Raw genomic sequence first — 18,688 nt, forward strand, 5'->3', positions numbered from 1 at the left:
AACGAATCAATATCTTTCAAAAGAACGATATTTTCACCAAGGGGGACGTCTACCCTTTTTTAGCCAGAAAATAAGAGCAATTTTTTTCATTTAACTATTGACATTTATTAGCTGGACTTTGTTGCCTGGGAAAATTTTTCACCTGATCCGGTTAAAGTTCTACCCTTCCCTCCAGGGCGCGTAGAAGTGTCACTTCATCAATATACTCCAGGTCACCGCCAACCGGAACTCCGCTGGCAATACGGCTTACTTTGATTCCGGTGGGCTTGATCAGTTTGCTGATGTACATGGCTGTAGTTTCACCCTCAAGGCTGGAATTGGTCGCCACAATAACTTCTTTTACATCTCCCTGAAGGCGCTTCATCAGTTCCTTCAGCTTGATATCATCCGGTCCGATTCCAAGCATTGGAGAGATCGCGCCGTGAAGTACATGGTAAACCCCGTCAAACTTGCCTGTTTTCTCATATGCTGCCAGATCCCTGGTATTCTCAACGACCATGATGGTGCTGTGATCTCGTTTTGGATTGGCACAGATCGGGCAGAGTTCCTGGTCTGTCAGTGTATAACAGCATTTGCAGTACTGAACGTTCTGCCTTGCATCGGTAATGGAAGCTGTCAGCTGCTCAACCTGGTCTTTTGGCATATTCATGATATGAAACGCAAGACGCTGGGCAGATTTTGCTCCAATTCCCGGAAGATGGGAAAGCTGCTCAATGAGTTTATTGATATGGCTGCTGTAATATTCCATCAGAAAGGAAGGCCTCCGCCAAGACCGCCAAGACCTCCTGTCAGTTTGGACATCACTGCTGCTGACTCAGACTCAACCTGACGGAGTGCCTCATTTGTTGCTGCCGCGATCATATCCTCAAGCATCTCAATATCATCCGGATCTACTGCTTCCTCGGAAAGTGTGACTTTTGTTATTTCACGTTTGCCGGAAACGGTAACGGAAACAGCTCCGCCGCCTACGGTTGCTGTGAACTCTTTTTCCTCAAGAGCCTTCTGATTCTCTTCCATCTGACGCTGCATTTTCTGCGCCTGTTTCATAAGATTGTTCATGTTTCCCGGCATACCCATGCCTGGGAATCCACCTCTTTTTGCCATAATAATGATCCTCCTGTTTTTATTTTACAGATTTATGACTCATCGTCCGGGTCTTCTTCCACTACGATATCCATGTGGATATTCTCCCGGAGTGCATCGTCTACTGTGATCTGCGCGAGATTGGTGTGCTGATGCTTGTTGGCTACCAGCATATGTATCTCCACGCTTTTTCCTGTCCGGGCCGCGATAATGTCCTGAAGTTCTTTCTGCGCCTCCGGATTGTCTACATAATTCATTCCCAGGAAATCCTGAAATTCCACGTAAAGGATAGGATCCCCTGTTTCCCCGTTATACTTGGGGACTGCCCGCTGCAGGGACTGTTTAAAAAGTCCTGTCGTCTGCCCCACAATGGCTCGCCATCCTGCTACGATCTTCTGAAGATCTTCTGGAGCTGCTTTCTGTGGTTTGGGCTGCTGTGACTGCACCGCACCTGGCACTGCATTCCCCGGTTCCCCGGATGTGCCGACATCGCCTTCCCGGACGATCACCTGCTGCACCGGCCGTTCTTCCATCTGTTTTTCCAGAACACGGAGCCGGTCAAGAACTGAGTCCAGATTGGTCTCCATAGCCGGTCTGCACAACTTGATCAGCGCAATTTCCACCAACACACGTTTCTGGCTTGCAAAACGGATCTGATTGGACAGATCGGAAAAAATACGAATATACCGCATCAGGGTTTCCACATCTGTCATCTCGCTCTCTTCCTTCAGAAGCTTCAGATTTTCGGAAGAAACATCAATTGCCTCCTCCGGATTCTCGGAAGTCTTCACAAGGAGAAGATTTCGCATATACCAGGTAAAATCGGATACAAACTGCCCCAGTTCCCGACCTCCTGTAATCAGGTCTTCCAGCACATGGATGGAACCGGTCACATCACCGGAAAGCACTTTCCGAAGGAGCTTACTGAATACCTCTGTATCCACAGCTCCCAGAACATCCAGGACTTTATCATAGGTAAGCACCTGTCCCAGATAAAAAGAAATGCACTGATCCAGAAGACTTAAGGCATCTCGCATGGATCCGTCACCTTTTTTTGCCACATAGCGCACGGCTTTTTCCTCCGCTTCCACGCCTTCTGCTGCCAGAAGCTCGGAAAGCCTGGCTGCTATGGTATCAATGGAAATCCGGTGGAAGTCATAACGCTGGCATCTGGACAGGATGGTGATCGGTATCTTATGGGCTTCTGTGGTCGCCAGGATAAAAATAACGTAGGAAGGCGGCTCTTCCAGTGTTTTCAGAAGAGCATTGAATGCTCCTGTTGAGAGCATATGCACCTCATCGATGATGTAAACCTTGTATTTACCCTCTGTCGGGCGGTAGGCAACTTCCTCACGGATCTCACGGATGTTGTCAACACCGTTGTTGGATGCCGCATCGATCTCGATCACATTCATGGCGGTTCCTGCCTGAATAGCCTTACACATGGCACATTCGTTGCAGGGACTGCCGTTTACAGGATGTTCGCAGTTTACTGCCTTCGCCAGGATCTTTGCAACCGTAGTCTTTCCGGTACCTCTCGTTCCGCAGAACAGGTATGCGTGTCCGATACGGTTCGCCTTGATCTGGTTGGTCAGTGTTGTCACAATATGATCCTGTCCTTTTACGTCGTCAAAATTATCGGGACGAAATTTACGGTAAAGAGCAGTATAACTCATAAAACTCTCCTTCTCTTCGCCACAGTCGCCGCGGAAAGACTTCCGCGGCGGCCAGATGACTTATGATTCATTAATCGCCAAAACTGATTCCAATCTGTTTGGCTGCTTTTACAAGCTGATCTTTCGGGGATACCATCTTCAGCTTGCCTGCACATTCAGCAAGAGGAACACGTTTGATCTTGCCATTGATAACGCCGATCATAACACCATATTCCTCATCCATGATCGCCTGTGCTGCGCCTGCACCGATCCTTGTGGAAAGAACGCGGTCATATGCACATGGCTCTCCGCCTCGCTGCATATGTCCCGGAACTGTGATACGTACTTCACTTCCGGTTACCTGCTGGATCTGGTCTGCGATCTCATAGGATACAGACGGATATTTCTTTGCTCTTTCCGCAAGTTTCTCTTTGTATTTTTTCTTCGGAAGCTCTGCGTCTTCTTTTGAGATGGCTCCCTCAGCTACTGCAAGAATGGTAAAACGCTTGCCTGCCTTGTTTCGTTTCTGGATGGCTTCCGCTACCTTGTTGATGTCATACGGGATCTCCGGGATCAGGATTACATCCGCTCCGCCCGCAACACCAGCATTCAGCGTCAGGCTTCCAACCTTATGTCCCATGATCTCAACAATAAATACACGTCCGTGGGATGCAGCTGTTGTATGGATACAGTCAATAGCATTGGTTGCGATCTCCAGAGCACTCTGGAAACCAAAGGTCATATCTGTGCCCCAGATATCATTATCAATGGTCTTCGGAAGATGGATGATATTCAGGCCTTCCTCACGGAGAAGATTGGCTGTTTTCTGTGTTCCGTTTCCGCCGAGGATCACAAGACAGTCAAGACAGAGTTTATAGTAAGTCTGCTTCATTGCCTCAACCTTGTCCAGTCCCTTCTCATCCGGAACCCGCATCAGTTTAAACGGCTGTCTGGATGTTCCGAGAATGGTTCCGCCCTGAGTCAGGATTCCGGAAAAATCCTTGGCTGTGAGCATACGGTATTTCCCGTAGATCAGTCCCTTATATCCATCATCAAAGCCATAAACCTCAAGGTTCTCAACGCTGTTGCTCAGTCCCTTTACAACGCCTCTCATGGTCGCGTTCAATGCCTGACAGTCACCACCGCTTGTCAGCAGGCCGATTCTTTTAATCATAGCGTCCTCCATTCTGTGCCCTCTTATGTGCACATTTTATTTGTTGCTGTCCATTACAGAAATCCGGCATTCTGGCGGATCTTTTCCTGCAAAACAGCTCCATTGTTTTCTCTTTTCACAGAGTTTTACACATTATAATATTATAAAGCATTTTCAGGCTGTATACAACATGAAATGCTCCTTTTTCATCCGGCAGAAATTTTTTTGTGCTTCTTGACAAATCCGCCATAAGAGTCTATAATTAAATTCCGCGCAGCCGGGGAGATAGCGGTGCCCTGTACCTGCAATCCGCTACAGCAGGGGTGATGCCAATCTGAGGCTTGTATCTTGTGGAGCAGCCCTTTATAAGTGGCGTTGACGTCTGGGTCTTACGCAACAGGAATCTGTGAACCGTGTCAGGGCAGGAATGCAGCAGCACTAAGCAGAAGCTCTTGTGTGCCGTGAGGGTGCCTGGGCTGAGTTAACTGTAAAGGTAACGTCTGTGAGACCATTCCGAGGTGCGGCGCGCGTAAAAAAGGTTATAATATATGATCTCTATATAAACAGCATTTCCGCCGGGTTCGTCATTTATGACTGATCCGGCGGGATTTTTTATTCAAAAAAAACACCGGAAGTCCTTAACCGGCTTCCGGTGTTTTCCTGTATTTCTGTATTATTTACAATATCCGGCAACTACCTGATTGATCAGCTTGCCGTCAGCTTTTCCTTTCAGGTCTCCCATGACTGCTTTCATGATCTGGCCCTTGTTTCCGGTTGCAAGAACATCTGCAAATTTCTCCTCGATATAAGCCTTGATCTCTGCTTCATCCATCTGCTTTGGAGCATATTTTGCAATAATGTCATATCTTGCCTGATACTCTTCTTTCAGGTCTGTACGGTCTGCCGGGCAGGTATCAATCTGCTCTTTTGCTGTTTTCAGCTCTTTCAGAATAACCCTGTCTACCAGATCTCCTTTAATATCATCACGGCATCCTTCATCAATGGCAACTTTCTTTACTGCTGCGATCAGTGAGGAAACTGCTTCCTTGGTTACCTTATCCTTGGCTTTCATTGCTGCTACCATATCTTTTCTTAAAACTTCAAGTTCCATTATGTGGTCCTCCATTTTCTGTCGTCCTCTGCCGGAACGGCTTTCATTTTTATCTGGTTTTATTTTGATATTTCTCTGTAATTCTGTCAAGAGAAAATCTCAGAGAACTTTTTGTTCCATATTTATCCCGTTCTGTTTTATTCTGTGCCATCCGTCTGTGTCTGCTGCCCGGCAAGGCGTTCTGCTTCCTGTTTCTTCAGAATTTTTGCCTGCTTCTTTTTTTCGCGGAGCTCACGAAAAAATGCAGAAAGCATTTCCGAACATTCTTCTTCCAGTACTCCTTCGGTAATCTTTACCTGGTGGTTAAACCCTTCGATCTGAAGAAGATTCATGACAGAACCTGCACAACCTGCTTTCGGATTCATACAGCCGATGACCACCTCATCAATTCTGGACTGTACAAGAGCTCCTGAACACATCTGGCAGGGTTCCAGCGTCACATACATGGTACATCCTTCCAGTCGCCAATCGCCCAGTTTTTTGCTGGCTTTCCGGATTGCATTCAGCTCTGCGTGGGATAACGTATTTTTATCTGTATTGCGGCGGTTGTAGCCTCTGGCTATAATTTTCCCTTCGTGTACAATTACACAGCCAATCGGAACTTCCTCCAGCGCACGGGCCTTTTTTGCCTGGCGGATCGCCTCTTTCATAAAACGTTCCTGGTCTGTCACGTTTTTTTCCTCCTGTGGTTTTAATCAAACATCTGCTTTCTGTTAGAATTATATCTGCCGTCCCTTCCCCTGTCAATCCGGGCCGGAACTTCAGTCTGAGCCGCTGCTTTTCTTCGCAGCACACAAAAAAAGCGCTGCAGGAACAAAAAAAAGTTCCTGCGGCGCTTTCTCATATTTTGAGTAATTATTTATGAAGTGCTTCTCCGTTGGTAGCAATCACATCTTTATACCAGTAGAAAGATTTTTTCTTATAACGGTTCAGAGTTCCTGTTCCGTCATCGTTGCGGTCTACGTAGATGTAACCATAGCGTTTTTTCAGCTCTGCTGTGGACGCGCTGACAAGGTCGATGCAGCCCCAGGATGTGTAACCCATAACGTCTACACCATCTTCGAGCGCCTCCTCTACCTGGAGAAGATGTTTCTGGAGGTAATCGATACGGTAATCGTCCTCAACGGTCATAACGCCATCTTTCTCAACCAGTTTATCTACTGCTCCCAGTCCGTTCTCAACAATGAACAGCGGCTTCTGATAGCGATCCCAGTAGTAGTTCAGCACATAACGGAGACCTTTCGGATCGATCTGCCATCCCCAGTCAGAAGCTTCCAGATACGGGTTCGGAACACCGCCCATAAGATTGCCTTTTCCTTTGATCTGCTTTGCAGGATCTGCTGTCTCACAGATGCTCATGTAATAGCTGAAGGAAACAAAATCTACGGTATTTTTGAGGATTTCCTCATCGCCTGGCTCAAATTTGATCTCAATATTGTTCTCACGGAAATAGCGTTTCATGTATCCTGGATAGTATCCACGAACATGTACATCGCCAAAGAAATCGTTCTTGTGAACGCTCTCCATAGTCTTGATCACATCATCCGGGCACGGTGTCAGCGGATACATCGGCATGCTTAAGATCATGCAGCCGATCTTGGCATCCGGCATCATCTCATGGCCGATCTTTGTAGCAAGGGCACTTGCAACCAGTTCATGATGAACAGCCTGATAAAGATCCTGCTGGGAAAGCTTGTCCTTTTCTGTGTAAATACCGCCGCTTAAGAATGGCTCATGAAGAACGGAGTTGATTTCGTTGAATGTCAGCCAGTATTTAACTTTTTTTCCGTATCTTGCAAAAATAGTTCTTACATATCTCTCATAGAAGCCGATCATCTTTCTGTTTACCCAGCCATCGTAGGTCTTTGCAAGATGAAGGGGTGTCTCATAATGGGAAATTGTTACCAACGGCTCAATTCCGTATTTATGGCACTCGTCAAAAAGATCATCATAGAACTGAAGGCCTTTTTCGTTTGGTGTCTCCTCATCTCCGTTGGGAAAAATACGGCTCCACGCAATAGAGGTACGGAATACTTTAAATCCCATCTCTGCAAATAATTTCACGTCTTCTTTGTAACGGTGATAAAAATCAATTCCGATAAGTTTCATGTTGTCTTCTGTAGGCTCTTCTGTTCTTGGTCCTACGATTCCGTGTGGTGTTACGTCCTGTGTACATAAACCTTTTCCATCCTCGTTGTATGCACCTTCACACTGATTGGCAGCAACTGCGCCGCCCCATAAAAAATTCTTTGGAAATGACATTTTTTCTCCTCCCGCTTATTTATTCATGAAGTGATATAAAGCACCAATCAAATTTGCATCATTGTAAAATCTGCAGTTTGTAATCTTCGGCTCCGGCACATAGGGAGAAATTTTTCTCAGCGGAATATTTTCCAGTACCTCATCCAGGCTCCTCTGCAGATATTTATGCAGAATCGGCTGCTGGCTGATGCCGCCGCCGATGGCGATAATATCCAGATCCAGATAAATATTCAGATTGTAGATCTGTACAGCCAGACTGTCCGTATATTCTTTAAGTCCTGCGAGAACTTTTTCATCACCGTCATTTGCCAGGCTGAATATCTTCAGTCCGTCGTAAGTCTGCCAGTCCTCACCCGTATGCTTTGCAACAATCTTTGCAAGACCTTCCGCACCGCTGCTCATTCCCCAGTAGCTGTCCATCTCTTCCGGCTTCTTCGCATCTGTGCACACATAGCTGTACTCGCCCGCTGTGAAATGATTTCCGCGGAAAAGTTTTCCGTTGAGGATAATTCCGCCAGCAACGCCGGAACCAAGAACAACAACTGCTCCGTTTGTACAGCCCTTAAGGCTTCCTCTCCAAAACTCGGCAAGCGCCGCACATTTTCCATCGTTTTCTACAGAAACCGGGATTCCGTAACGTTTGGAAAGTTCTGTTCCAACTGTGCTTCCTGCAAGATATGCAAGATATCCCGCTGTTACACAGTAACCGTCTTTGTTATCCAGCATACCAGGCATGCTGATGGCAATCCCTTCGATGCGGTTTCTGTATTTCTCCACAACACCATCCAGAACTTTATAATAGTCCTCTTTTGTCTTTGTACGATAGTCCGGTGTAGGAACTTTATCTTTTTCAAGAATTTCTGCATTTTCGTCCATTAACGCATATTTCGTAAATGTTCCGCCTGCATCAAAAACCAGATAATTTTTCATTTTCATTTTACCTCAGAATTTATTTCTCGTCACCGAAATTCAGTGCAAGTTTTGCAAAGAAATCTTCCAGTGTCAGTCTTGCGTCCAGATATTTGTAAACACGGATCTCACGGTTGTTCTGTCCGTGAATGTAAGTCATATCCTCAGCGATTCTCGGAGCAGGTACCATATCATAGCTTACTTTTTCCAGCTCTTCCATCAGAACTGCGATGGTTCCCTGATCGCCAAGTCCCCAGATCTCACCCTGCGGCCAGTCCATTTCGTACTTGGCTGCTACATGGTTGAAATCTACCAGCTGCTCGAAAAGATATTTTCCGATCTTTCCGCATGGGCGGACCTTCAGCTGAAGTTCAGCAAGAGAAACGGCCATCACTTTGTAAAGGCTCATCGGCACCTGCCATACCGGCACTTTGGAGGAAAATACTACGTTTGCAGCGTTGATATCCATCATCAGATTGAACTCGAATCCTCCCTTTGGATAATCCGCTCCGCCGATCCAGATTACTGTCATGCGCTCTGCGATTTCCGGTTTCATCAGAAGTGCGGATGCAACATCTGTGATAGCACCCTGGCATGCGATGTATAACGGTCTCTTATCCTCTTTCATCGCTTCCTCAATGATGAATCTTGCACCCTCGGAATCGATTGGTGTGTGTTCATCCTCCAGGGCACGCGGTGCACCAAGTTTTACCGGGTACTGGTCCTTAAGGCCCATAAGATCCATAACTTTGATGATCTCATCGTAGCTTGCCTGTGCAGTACCAAGTTCGCCGTACTGCTGCGGATTTTTCCAGAAATGACCTGCAACAAGACCTTTTACATCGAATCTTGGTGTCATGAGATGATGTGCTACTGCGTACTGGTCATCTGCCTCGTTTTTGCAGTCTGTATGCACAATCACTCTTACTTTTTTGTTTTCCGGTACTGTATAGGCATAATTCCACATATTATTTTTCCTCCTGAAAATTTCTTTTTCTGTAATTGAAAGGAGCACCTTTCGATGCTCCTTATTTTGATTTCTGTATTGTTTTATGCGTTCTCTTTATGACGTTTGTCAAGATCTGCACGGATCTGCGGATATTTCTTATCCAGATCGTACGGAAGAAGTACAACAACTGCCATTACTGTAGATACCAGTGCAAGACCACCGAATGCGAAGTTGATCGCTGTGTGTGTCTGCGGATATTTTGTTGCGATATCTACGCCATCTGCGATTGCCTTGTCAAGTTTGGACGCATCGTAGTTGCCCCATACAAGAAGAGCAGATACGATCGCAGATGCTGCTGCTGATGAAACTTTGTTTACAAATCCCTGAATTGCGTTCTGTGTTCCACCAAGGTTTCTTCCTACCTGCCACTCTGTGTAGTCGAAGATGTCAGGCATCATGGAGAAGAACATACTGGAACGGAAACCGAATCCAAGTCCGATCAGTCCAAGTGCTGCTGTTGCAATTGTTCCGTCAGATGTGAAGAACAGGATCGCATATCCAACGATATCCACAATCGCACCAAACTGGATCAGTTTGATCTTCGCGATTCCCTTACCATTGAGGTAAGCTGCAAGGATCATAGTCGGGATAGCAAGTAAGGTAAGTAAAGTAAGTGCAAGTGACATTCCGCTTACATCGCCAACAATGTAAGTGTAATAATACTGCATTGCTCCGTACATGGAAAGGTATCCAAGGAAGAGGAAAAATACCTCGCCAAGGAACATGATGTAGTATTTGTTTTTTACAAGACTGCCGATATCTTTGATCAGAGAGCTTTTTCCTGCGGACTTTGTCGGTGGGTTAATCTCCACGATAGAGAATACGCAGACTGCCATGATAATGATAACGATGATTCCAAGTACAATGTTTGTGTTACGGTATCCGGTAGCCAGTGCTGTACCAGTTGCATCTTTGGAACCGGAGAAAAAGTATACCATCGGAAGCACGAACAGGGAAGATGTCAGTGATCCAAGGTTTGAAAATACGGTACGTGTTGTTGAAATTTTTGTACGCTCTGTTGCGGACGGTGACAGAGAAGATACGATCGGTGCCATCGGAATGTTTACCAGAGTGTAGCCAAATGAGAAGATGACGTAAGTAACGTATGCCCATGCAAGTTTAGCACCTGCGCTCCATCCTGTTGGAACGGAAAACAGAAGAACCATACCAACTGCAAGGACCGGTGCTCCATAGAGCATCCACGGACGGTAACGTCCCATTTTTGTATCTGTACGGTCGATCATTGCACCTACCATGTAGTCTGTGAAAGCATCGATGAATTTTGTTACAACGAACATAAATCCAACTGCTCCAGCTGCAAGTCCCGCGCAGTTTGTGTAATAGAAGAGAAGGTATGTATTGGCAAGAAGGTATGCAAGATTACAAGCATAATCACTGATACCAAAACCGATACGCTGTCTCCATTTGAACTTTGTCGTTTCATAATATGCCGGTTCGTGTTTTAACTTTTGCATTTCTTTCCTCCACCTTTTTTATGTTGATTTAACGATCCGTTTTGGAACATGTAAATTTTTCTGCGCGCCCTGTTCCTGGCGAATCAATTAGGTATGTCTCAACGACAAGCATATTATAAGCAAAGATTTTCGATTTTCGTTATCATATTTTTGATGTTTTTGTCATTTTTCCAACATAATTCTAATATTTTTATAAACTTATTCAGGAATAAAATTCCTTACGCTTATATTTTTCCCGATATTGCCTGGGAGTCATCTTCATATATTCTTTAAATACACTGCCAAAATGACTCTGGGAATTAAAGCAGACATAATCGCTGATCTCCGACAGAGTTGCATCCGAATATTTCAGGAGATTGGCAGCTCTTTTCACACGGAATTTCAGGATATAATCCCGAATCTTTTCCCCTGTATCCTGACGGAAAATCCTGGAAAGATGCCCCTGGCTGATTCCAATGGCTTCTGCAATATCCTCCAGATAGATTTTATGGTGATAATTCTGGGAGATATAATCCTTGCACTGCTCTGTGTAGCTGGAAAAATTTCTCGTTTTTCTGGTGTCTGCCACCAATTTTGTAAATTTATAAAGACATCTTCGGTTCAGCTCGATCATCTCTTCCATTGTCTGACACTGATCAATCTGGTTAATCAGATAGTCACTGAGGCGGTAGGCATCTGCCGGCGCTACGCCTCCCGCTATGGCCTCTCGCGTTGCCATGGTTGTTGTTACAATGGCCAGATTTCGCTGATTATTAAAATGTTTCTTGGAAAGAATTCCCGCTTTTTCAAAAAGTCCGGATGCACGCTCATTAATTTCCTCCACGTTTCCTTCTCGGATACAGTCCATTACATAGCGTTCTTCCATGTATGTATGGTGATAGGCTGCCCCGTCTGGTTTATCCAGCTCGATACGGACCGTATCGTTCTCCTCCCGGATCTCTTTTTCCTCAATGAGATTGTTTTTCTCCATAAGATCGTCCGGCTGAATATCCTTTCCTTCCAGAAGCTCATACAGAAAACTTACGAAATTCAGTATCCGGTTCAGGGTCATTCTGTCCGGATGACGTTCCTCTTTCACAGACATATGATATTTTTTGTAAAACTGATGAATTTCCACGTAGCTTAGCTGTTCCACGCAAACAGGACCTGACAGGTAATATTCTTCTCCACTCTGTACGCAGAAAAAATAGATTTTCCCGGATATTTTACAAATAGCCGGTACATTCTGTTCTTTTGCCTGGCAGATCAGGGATCGGCGCAATTCTTCAGATACAGTCAGCGGATTCTGTTTTTCTGAAAAAACTCCAAGTCTTTGGATATTTTTCCCTGTTTCATCTGCATAAAAAATGGGAACTCCCCACAGGCTTTCCAGTTTTCTCAACAATGTGTGTTCTACCATATCAATATCCTTTCCTTTACAATATAAGGCTATTATTGGAGTAAATTATACGTTTTTTTCCTTTCCTGTGCAATCACGCTCTTGCGGCTTTCTCGGAGGGAGAGTATGCTTGTAGTATCATAAATACGATAAATAAGGGGATTTTCCTATGAAAATATGTGGATTTAATAAAACAACTTTACTGGATTACCCGGGCCGCGTTGCCTGCACCATTTTTCTTGGTGGCTGCAACTTCCGCTGCCCGTTCTGCCAGAACGGCGCGCTTGTTGTGGAACCGGATACACAACCGGAATATTCCCGGGAAGAAATTCTCTCTTTTCTGAAAAAAAGGAAGGGGATCCTGGACGGGGTGTGCGTGTCCGGTGGAGAACCGACACTCTCCGCTGAGCTTCCGGATTTTCTTCATGAAATCAAAAATCTTGGCTATGATATAAAACTTGATACCAACGGTTCCCGTCCTTCTGTGGTAAAAAATCTTGCAGCCGATGGCCTCATTGACAAAGTCGCCATGGATATCAAGGCCTGTCCTTCCAATTATCATGTGCTTACCGGTGTGGCTGCCGACCTGGATGCCATCCGTGAAACTGCCATGTGGCTGTTGAAGGGTGATCTGGACTATGAATTTCGTACTACGGTTGTACGGGAACTTCATACAGAAAAAGATTTCCTGGAAATCAGTCAGTGGCTGCATGGTGCGAAGGCTTATTATCTTCAGGCTTACCGGGATTCCGATGGAGTTCTGATGCCTGGATTTTCTTCCTGCTCAGAGGATGAAATGAAAAACTACCGGGATATCCTTTCTCGGACAATCCCGGTAGTTGAAATTCGTGGTATGGATCTGTAATTCAGGAGAATTATTCTGTTCAGACATTGATAAAACAATACCAGTATCCGCCTTTTCCTCCCGGAATGTGAATTTCAGGGCTTTCTCTGAAATAGGGAAAACCGAACATATTTGCCATAAAGCGTTCCTGCTGACTGTAACTGCCGGGAACTCCCAGTATGTACTGTCCCCGGTGGTTCCGGCACAACAGAAGATGCCCGAAATTCTGATATCCGTACATGACAAAACGGTTGTTGCAGAAACAGCCGTTTTTTCTGCACAGGGTACTGCAGTCGGATGGTTTGATCTTGCGGCAGTCTGTAAACTGACCATCGTTAAATGGATCGTAGGGGATACCTAGCGCCGGGTGTGGTGGTCTGGGCGGCCTCGGGCCTGGATGTGGATGGCCTGGGCGCGGTGGTTCCGGCGGTCTTGGGCCTGGGTGCAGCTGACCAGGGCATGGTGGTTCCGGCGGTCTTGGGACCGGGCCTGGATGTGGATGGCCCAAATGCGGGTGTCCTGCTTCTGACACTTCCAACTCATTCTCTTCCGGAACAACTCTGTCCTCTTGCGGCACTTTCTTTGCCTCCTGATTTATCATTCTCGCAGAAATCCCTTCCTCTTCTTCCGGAACTTCCTCCACCGTCATGATCTTGTCTGCTTCCTTCTGATTTTTCTGATCTTCCGCTCCTGCCTTTTCTATGCCTGTTTTCTCTGATTTTTTCTGCAGCTCCGTTTTCTCCTTCTTCCACTCCCGGAAATTCTCCGGCCGGATGGACTGGTCATCCCACTCCGTCCCCCAGAATCCTCCTGCGTCTGAAATCAGCAACATTCCCCCAAGATCCCGGAGATTTTTTCCCATATTCCCGATATTCTCCGTCTCCGTTTCCAGCACACACTCAATCTGTTCCCGCCCGGTCACACAGCTTCCGATCAGGATTCCATCCATCAGGCCTTCCCGCCGCACAAATCCGTACACCCGGCACCGGCTCCCCGGCTCCAGCCCAACACAGCGAAGATGAACTTCAATCAGACACCGCCGATCTCTTGCTTCCACTCTCACATAGCCGCTGCTGCTGTCTTTTTTTCCTTTGCGATACTCATATACATATGCAACAAAACGCTGATATCCAGCCAACGCACGTCCCTCCGATATTTCGGTTTCGTTAATATATATGAAAATTGCAGAGAATCATTCCAGGAAACATACATTCCCATTCCCGCTTTCCTGTCGTGGTAACACAAGGTAACACAAACTTACGTTCTTTCATTTTTTACAAACAAAAAAAAGAATCCCTCAACCAAGGGATTCTTAAGCTTTAGTCGAAGCGACAGGATTTGAACCTGCGACCTCTGCGTCCCGAACGCAGCGCTCTACCAAACTGAGCCACGCTTCGTTATTTTGTTTTCAGTTGTTTGTGTGTTGCTCAACTGCAAGAGCTATTATATTAGAGTTTCTGTCCTTTGTCAATAGAAAAAATCAAAAAATTTCAAAAAATCGAATTTTTTATTTTTTACCACTTCAGGACTGTATTTTCGCAGACCTGAAGTGGTTTCTGGAAAGGTTTTTTATATTTCGGTTATAATATTTCAGATGGAATATCAGCGGATATTACTTTACTGTAACTGTCACTTTCTTTGTAACTCCGTTACTACTTACATAGATAACAGCTTTTCCTTTTTTCACACCTTTGACAACACCCTTGCTGCTTACCGTTGCAATTTTTGTATTGCTGCTTCTGTAAGTAATCTTTGCTTTTGAAGTAGCTGTCGCCTTGATAGTTGTTGTTTTCTTTGTCTTTACAGTTACCGCAGTTTTAGACGTGATCTTCAGGCTGCCTTTTTTAACAGTGATCTTGCAGGTTGCTTTGTAACTTCTACATTTTACTGTGATCGTAGCTGTTCCGGCTTTTTTCGCTGTTATCTTTCCGCTTGTACTTACTGTGGCAACGGATTTACTGCTACTTCCATAAGTTACTTTTCCGGTAAGCCCTGTTCTGTCCACCTTAACCTGACTTGTCCCGCCTACAAACAAAGTGCTTACGGATACCGTAGCTTTTACAGTTGGTTTTTTAACGGTAATTTTGCAGGTTGCTTTATAATTACCACATTTTGCCGTAATCACGGCTGTTCCCGCTGCCTTTGCAGTTACTTTTCCTTTTGCGTCCACAGATGCAACTTTTTCATTGTTGGAAGAATATGTTACATCTTTACAGTTCTCACCTGTAGCTTCAAGCTGTCTGGAACTTCCAATGTAAAGAGTTCCCGACTTTTCTTTAAAGGCAATTGTTCCATACACCAGCTGAACAGAAACATCCGCATAATCATCACTGGAAACTTTTACCGTATAAGTTTCATTCTCCGGTCTCGCTACAGTGGAATCCAATGTAACCACTCCATTTGCGGCAGCCACATCCTGTGCAAGATATGTTGTCTTTGAAGCATGTCCCACACCTGTTGTATAGAAAACAGATACTTTCGGATTGTTATATTTATCAAGATTTGCAAGTTTTATGTGAATACTGTCTGCAAATTCCGGAGAAACAACCATTGTTTCTGTCGCCTGCGGTTTGATATAAATACCATTTGCAAACTCATATACATACGCACCATCTGCCATGATATATGTGATCTTGTTTACGATTTTTCCTGCAAGACCTGCATCTTTTGCAAACGCAACCTCATATACCTGCAGCCACATCTCGCTCATATGGCGCATACCATATTTTCCGCCATCTGTTGTTTCCAGGATCATGCCCTGGATTTCGGAATTAACTGCAAAATCAGCATCATTTCTTGTGTTACGAAGATATTTTGTACTGTTTTCTTTCACATCGATCTCATAGTCTCCCCAATGTGAAGAAGTATTAAGTGTCGCCTCTGCATCTGTCACAGTTGCCTGTACATTAAATTTTGTTGCGCTGTATGTTCCATCTACCTTCAGCGTTTTGTACTGTCCTGGTTCTGTTGTTGGAATACGCCCAAGTGTAATACCTGCTGCTTCCGCATATACTTCTTTTTCCGGAAGTTCTGACGCAGCAGAAAGAATCTGTGCCTCTACAAATATTTTCGCATCTGTGGCAACATTAACTTTCTTCACTCCGGCAATTTCATAACCATTTTCTGTCTGGTTCTGAACATCTGCATTTCCAAAAGCTGTACCTTTTCTGGTTGTGGCAGATGTAACGGTATCATATTTACGGTTCTCTGCATCTCTTGCATAAAATTCCTCATATGTCAGAGTCGCTGTACCATAAAGATTTCCTGTCAGCGCTTCATGACCGTTTGCCACTTTATAATAAATATCACTTCCCGGAATCTGTATATATCCTTCTGTTGCACCTTTTGTCCAGTAATAAGAAACATTGGCAACTGTGATCGGCTCTCCTGTCAGTGTGATATTTTTTGACATATCCACGTAATTGTCGCTGGAGATCATAACTGTGTAGATCTCATCTTCTGCTCTGGCAACACTGCTGTCAAAAGTTACGACTCCGTTTTCTGCCGCTGCATGGTCTACGACATAGGTTGTTTTCTTTCCATGTCCGCTTCCTGTTGTATAGTAGACAGCATGCAATATGTGTTACTTTCTGCAGAAGTGCTCTATCAAGCACGTGTCAGTTCGTTTAAACTAACATGTCGTTATTTTACCAAGAGTGAATTTATTTGTCCATACCAGTTTAACAAAAATCCCCTCCCATAATTATTGTTTTTTTCTCATTAAGAAATTATTTTCGCAATATTTTATATCATTATTTGATATTTCAAAAAAAGTATATAATCTAAGGAAGCAAATTTCAGTGAAATGAGCGTTCCCATTCCAGCCATTCTCCTCAGATCATATACTTTCTATATCTGCGTTTCTTTATTCCCACCGGCTCTTCTGTTCCTCACAAATACTGTTCCACTGGCAATTTCTACAGATTTCTTTACGCTTATCTGCCTCAAGGATCTTTTCCTGGACTGTTTTTGTAAACGTAGTAAACTCCAACTCCTGTCCGGCCTCCAGTCCACATCTCTCCAGTACCTCATTGTCATACTCTGCCACTTTGTCCCTGGCTTCGCAAATTCCATCCTGATTGTTGGGACAGGCAGAACAGATCTCATCGGTATCCACATGAAGCCTTATTCTCTTTCCTGAGAGAAAAATCTTCAGCATTTCTGCCATATGCACCGTAAAACCGTTGCTGTATCCCTCTCCCTTAAAATATGCCAGGCACATACCATGATGAGGGCGCAGAGGAATAATCTTTCCCTCTGTGCCCTCATCAGAAGCATATGCCACAGCAATGCTTTTATCTTGCATATTTACGTACCTTTCCTGATAAAACATAAGCCAGCGCAATTTTAATGAGATCCGGAATGATAAACGGGAATACGCACCAGCCAAGAACTGCCATCAGGCCTACCGGGCCTGTGCTTCTTGTATAGGCAAACATAAACCATGCTGTTCCGAATGCATAGCATACAATCAGCCCAACAATCATGGAGATAATCTGAACAACCGGCTTTCTGCCAAAAACGCTCTCAATGGCCCACATAACAAGTGCAGAAAAGATAAATCCGATAATATATCCGCCAGCATTTCCAAGAAGAGATCCGATTCCTCCGGAAAATCCCGCAAATACCGGAACGCCTACAGCTCCAAGAAGAACGTAAACCAGAACTGCCAGAGTTCCCCTTTTTCCTCCAAGTACACCTACTGCCATAAATACACCAAATGTCTGCAAAGTAAATGGTACCTGTGCCGGAATGGAAATCCATGAGCAAACTGCCATCACTACTGCAAAAACCGCGATATAAACAAGATCGTAAGTCTTGCTTCTGGTTGCTGCCACTGTTGTCATAATAACCTAAGTCCTCTCTTTCCTTTTCTGCTTTCCCTGACGGAAAATCGTCTCATATCTTTTTCACAATGATTTCCGCCTTTTGCTGTTAACAATTTAACACAGCGCCTTTAGATTGTCAACCGATTTTCTCTCTTGCAGTTTACGTTTTTTTGCTTTCAAAATTTCTTCTCCAATGTTATACTGAAAGCAATGATTTTTCAGCCTAAAAAGGGGGATTTTTCCACATGGATATACATGATATACACAACATCAGCACAACCTGCACCCGGACGGAATTCGTGGGAACTGCAGTCCTTGACACCATCGGACTTGTGATTTCCGGAGTTGACGATTCCCTTCTTCAACAGATGAATGTCGGCACCAAATACCACTGTCTCGGACTTTTCAGTTCCCGTACAGGTGCTGCCGGCCAGATCACAGCCATTGATGATGCGGTAAAAGCAACCAACACGGAAGTTCTTTCTATTGAACTTCCACGAGACACAAAAGGCTGGGGCGGGCACGGAAACTATATCGTACTTGGCGGAAATGACGTATCCGATGTACGCCACGCCATTTCACTGGCTCTGGAACTGACCAACAAAAATGCCGGTGAAGTTTACATCAGTGAATCCGGACATCTGGAATTTGCTTTTTCTGCCAACGCAGGCCCTGCAATCCATAAAGCTTTCGGCACACCACTTGGTGAAGCATTCGGATTCATGGCAGGTTCCCCCGCCGCGATCGGACTTGTTATGGCTGACAATGCCGTAAAAGCCGCCGCTGTATCCATCACGAAATACATGACCCCGGATATCGGCACCAGCCACTCCAATGAAGTCATCATTGCCATCTCCGGTGACGCCAGTGCAGTAAAAGCCGCCGTACTGGAAGGCCGTCAGACAGGACTTGAACTTCTTATCGGTATGGGAACCTATCCGGAAATTCCAGGTACCCCATATTTATAGAATTTTTTTGTA

Annotated in this window: 17 protein-coding genes, 1 tRNA gene and 1 other RNA gene; 3 read left to right on the forward strand and 16 right to left on the reverse strand. The window is 45.0% G+C overall.

The window, feature by feature from the left end:
* Nucleotides 1-151 precede the first annotated feature (151 nt).
* The 4 genes from recR to KQI39_RS02115 all read right to left on the reverse strand — a co-directional run bounded on the left by recR (nucleotide 152) and on the right by KQI39_RS02115 (nucleotide 3,912).
* Nucleotides 152-748 (reverse strand): recombination mediator RecR, encoded by a 597-nt coding sequence (recR, locus tag KQI39_RS02100; RefSeq protein WP_015525667.1) that lies wholly within the window; start codon nucleotides 746-748, stop codon nucleotides 152-154.
* A complete protein-coding gene (locus tag KQI39_RS02105) occupies nucleotides 748-1,104 on the reverse strand; it encodes a YbaB/EbfC family nucleoid-associated protein (RefSeq protein WP_015525666.1) in 357 nt (118 codons plus the stop codon). The genes recR and KQI39_RS02105 overlap by 1 nt, the downstream gene beginning before the upstream one ends.
* A gap of 32 nt (nucleotides 1,105-1,136) precedes the next feature.
* On the reverse strand, nucleotides 1,137-2,759 hold the full coding sequence (gene dnaX / locus KQI39_RS02110) for a DNA polymerase III subunit gamma/tau (protein WP_119248102.1): 1,623 nt from the start codon (nucleotides 2,757-2,759) through the stop codon (nucleotides 1,137-1,139).
* 70 nt (nucleotides 2,760-2,829) lie between these two features.
* A complete protein-coding gene (locus KQI39_RS02115; RefSeq protein WP_118062409.1) occupies nucleotides 2,830-3,912 on the reverse strand; it encodes a 6-phosphofructokinase in 1,083 nt (360 codons plus the stop codon).
* Nucleotides 3,913-4,160: 248 nt separating this feature from the next.
* On the opposite strand from KQI39_RS02115, the gene ffs reads away from it, so the two are divergent.
* Nucleotides 4,161-4,422: signal recognition particle sRNA large type (gene ffs, locus KQI39_RS02120), an RNA gene on the forward strand.
* A 142-nt stretch (nucleotides 4,423-4,564) separates the two neighbouring features.
* Here the strand turns inward: ffs and KQI39_RS02125 are convergent.
* The 7 genes from KQI39_RS02125 to KQI39_RS02155 form a co-directional block, all read right to left on the reverse strand.
* Nucleotides 4,565-5,002: a GatB/YqeY domain-containing protein gene (locus tag KQI39_RS02125; RefSeq protein WP_021977973.1), complete on the reverse strand. Its 438-nt coding sequence runs from the start codon at nucleotides 5,000-5,002 to the stop codon at nucleotides 4,565-4,567.
* A 137-nt stretch (nucleotides 5,003-5,139) separates the two neighbouring features.
* Nucleotides 5,140-5,673, reverse strand: coding sequence for a tRNA adenosine(34) deaminase TadA (gene tadA / locus KQI39_RS02130; RefSeq protein WP_173762333.1), 534 nt, complete (start codon nucleotides 5,671-5,673; stop codon nucleotides 5,140-5,142).
* Nucleotides 5,674-5,857: 184 nt separating this feature from the next.
* Nucleotides 5,858-7,264, reverse strand: a complete 1,407-nt coding sequence (locus KQI39_RS02135; protein WP_216416115.1) for a glycoside hydrolase family 1 protein — start codon at nucleotides 7,262-7,264, stop codon at nucleotides 5,858-5,860.
* A 15-nt stretch (nucleotides 7,265-7,279) separates the two neighbouring features.
* Complete coding sequence (locus KQI39_RS02140) at nucleotides 7,280-8,194, reverse strand: ROK family protein (RefSeq protein WP_216416117.1); 915 nt, start codon at nucleotides 8,192-8,194, stop codon at nucleotides 7,280-7,282.
* Between the two features lie 19 nt (nucleotides 8,195-8,213).
* Nucleotides 8,214-9,140: a nucleoside hydrolase gene (locus KQI39_RS02145; protein WP_173762335.1), complete on the reverse strand. Its 927-nt coding sequence runs from the start codon at nucleotides 9,138-9,140 to the stop codon at nucleotides 8,214-8,216.
* A gap of 83 nt (nucleotides 9,141-9,223) precedes the next feature.
* Nucleotides 9,224-10,657 (reverse strand): MFS transporter, encoded by a 1,434-nt coding sequence (locus KQI39_RS02150; protein ID WP_216416119.1) that lies wholly within the window; start codon nucleotides 10,655-10,657, stop codon nucleotides 9,224-9,226.
* 202 nt (nucleotides 10,658-10,859) lie between these two features.
* Complete coding sequence (locus KQI39_RS02155; RefSeq protein WP_216416122.1) at nucleotides 10,860-12,056, reverse strand: helix-turn-helix transcriptional regulator; 1,197 nt, start codon at nucleotides 12,054-12,056, stop codon at nucleotides 10,860-10,862.
* A 148-nt stretch (nucleotides 12,057-12,204) separates the two neighbouring features.
* Between KQI39_RS02155 and KQI39_RS02160 the strand changes: the two genes are divergently transcribed.
* Complete coding sequence (locus KQI39_RS02160) at nucleotides 12,205-12,900, forward strand: anaerobic ribonucleoside-triphosphate reductase activating protein (protein WP_148445876.1); 696 nt, start codon at nucleotides 12,205-12,207, stop codon at nucleotides 12,898-12,900.
* Nucleotides 12,901-12,919: 19 nt separating this feature from the next.
* Here the strand turns inward: KQI39_RS02160 and KQI39_RS02165 are convergent, their stop codons facing one another.
* The 5 genes from KQI39_RS02165 to KQI39_RS02185 all read right to left on the reverse strand — a co-directional run bounded on the left by KQI39_RS02165 (nucleotide 12,920) and on the right by KQI39_RS02185 (nucleotide 17,726).
* The gene (locus KQI39_RS02165) at nucleotides 12,920-14,017 is read right to left on the reverse strand and encodes a DUF6128 domain-containing protein (RefSeq protein WP_216416124.1); all 1,098 of its coding nucleotides are present in this window, start codon (nucleotides 14,015-14,017) and stop codon (nucleotides 12,920-12,922) included.
* Between the two features lie 185 nt (nucleotides 14,018-14,202).
* A tRNA-Pro gene (locus tag KQI39_RS02170) sits at nucleotides 14,203-14,276 on the reverse strand.
* A 215-nt stretch (nucleotides 14,277-14,491) separates the two neighbouring features.
* Nucleotides 14,492-16,456 (reverse strand): Ig-like domain-containing protein, encoded by a 1,965-nt coding sequence (locus tag KQI39_RS17215; RefSeq protein WP_253293032.1) that lies wholly within the window; start codon nucleotides 16,454-16,456, stop codon nucleotides 14,492-14,494.
* A 288-nt stretch (nucleotides 16,457-16,744) separates the two neighbouring features.
* Nucleotides 16,745-17,185 (reverse strand): DUF1284 domain-containing protein, encoded by a 441-nt coding sequence (locus KQI39_RS02180; protein WP_216416126.1) that lies wholly within the window; start codon nucleotides 17,183-17,185, stop codon nucleotides 16,745-16,747.
* Complete coding sequence (locus KQI39_RS02185; RefSeq protein WP_216416127.1) at nucleotides 17,175-17,726, reverse strand: biotin transporter BioY; 552 nt, start codon at nucleotides 17,724-17,726, stop codon at nucleotides 17,175-17,177. Before KQI39_RS02185 ends, KQI39_RS02180 begins: the two co-directional genes overlap by 11 nt.
* 227 nt (nucleotides 17,727-17,953) lie before the next feature.
* On the opposite strand from KQI39_RS02185, the gene pduB reads away from it, so the two are divergent.
* On the forward strand, nucleotides 17,954-18,676 hold the full coding sequence (gene pduB, locus KQI39_RS02190; protein ID WP_195566632.1) for a microcompartment protein PduB: 723 nt from the start codon (nucleotides 17,954-17,956) through the stop codon (nucleotides 18,674-18,676).
* Nucleotides 18,677-18,688 lie beyond the last annotated feature (12 nt).

It is taken from the genome of Blautia sp. MSJ-36 (assembly GCF_018917985.1).
Taxonomy (GTDB): Bacteria; Bacillota; Clostridia; order Lachnospirales; family Lachnospiraceae; genus Blautia_A.

Excerpts from the sequence above, each read along its gene's own strand:
- KQI39_RS02145 (WP_173762335.1), bottom strand. The coding sequence starts at position 9,140 with ATGTGGAATTATGCCTATACAGTACCGGAAAACAAAAAAGTAAGAGTG.
- recR (WP_015525667.1), bottom strand. The coding sequence starts at position 748 with ATGGAATATTACAGCAGCCATATCAATAAACTCATTGAGCAGCTTTCC.
- KQI39_RS02105 (WP_015525666.1), bottom strand. The coding sequence starts at position 1,104 with ATGGCAAAAAGAGGTGGATTCCCAGGCATGGGTATGCCGGGAAACATG.
- dnaX (WP_119248102.1), bottom strand. The coding sequence starts at position 2,759 with ATGAGTTATACTGCTCTTTACCGTAAATTTCGTCCCGATAATTTTGAC.
- KQI39_RS02135 (WP_216416115.1), bottom strand. The coding sequence starts at position 7,264 with ATGTCATTTCCAAAGAATTTTTTATGGGGCGGCGCAGTTGCTGCCAAT.
- KQI39_RS02150 (WP_216416119.1), bottom strand. The coding sequence starts at position 10,657 with ATGCAAAAGTTAAAACACGAACCGGCATATTATGAAACGACAAAGTTC.
- KQI39_RS02185 (WP_216416127.1), bottom strand. The coding sequence starts at position 17,726 with ATGACAACAGTGGCAGCAACCAGAAGCAAGACTTACGATCTTGTTTAT.
- KQI39_RS02125 (WP_021977973.1), bottom strand. The coding sequence starts at position 5,002 with ATGGAACTTGAAGTTTTAAGAAAAGATATGGTAGCAGCAATGAAAGCC.
- KQI39_RS02180 (WP_216416126.1), bottom strand. The coding sequence starts at position 17,185 with ATGCAAGATAAAAGCATTGCTGTGGCATATGCTTCTGATGAGGGCACA.
- KQI39_RS02160 (WP_148445876.1), top strand. The coding sequence starts at position 12,205 with ATGAAAATATGTGGATTTAATAAAACAACTTTACTGGATTACCCGGGC.
- KQI39_RS02115 (WP_118062409.1), bottom strand. The coding sequence starts at position 3,912 with ATGATTAAAAGAATCGGCCTGCTGACAAGCGGTGGTGACTGTCAGGCA.
- KQI39_RS02155 (WP_216416122.1), bottom strand. The coding sequence starts at position 12,056 with ATGGTAGAACACACATTGTTGAGAAAACTGGAAAGCCTGTGGGGAGTT.
- KQI39_RS02140 (WP_216416117.1), bottom strand. The coding sequence starts at position 8,194 with ATGAAAAATTATCTGGTTTTTGATGCAGGCGGAACATTTACGAAATAT.
- pduB (WP_195566632.1), top strand. The coding sequence starts at position 17,954 with ATGGATATACATGATATACACAACATCAGCACAACCTGCACCCGGACG.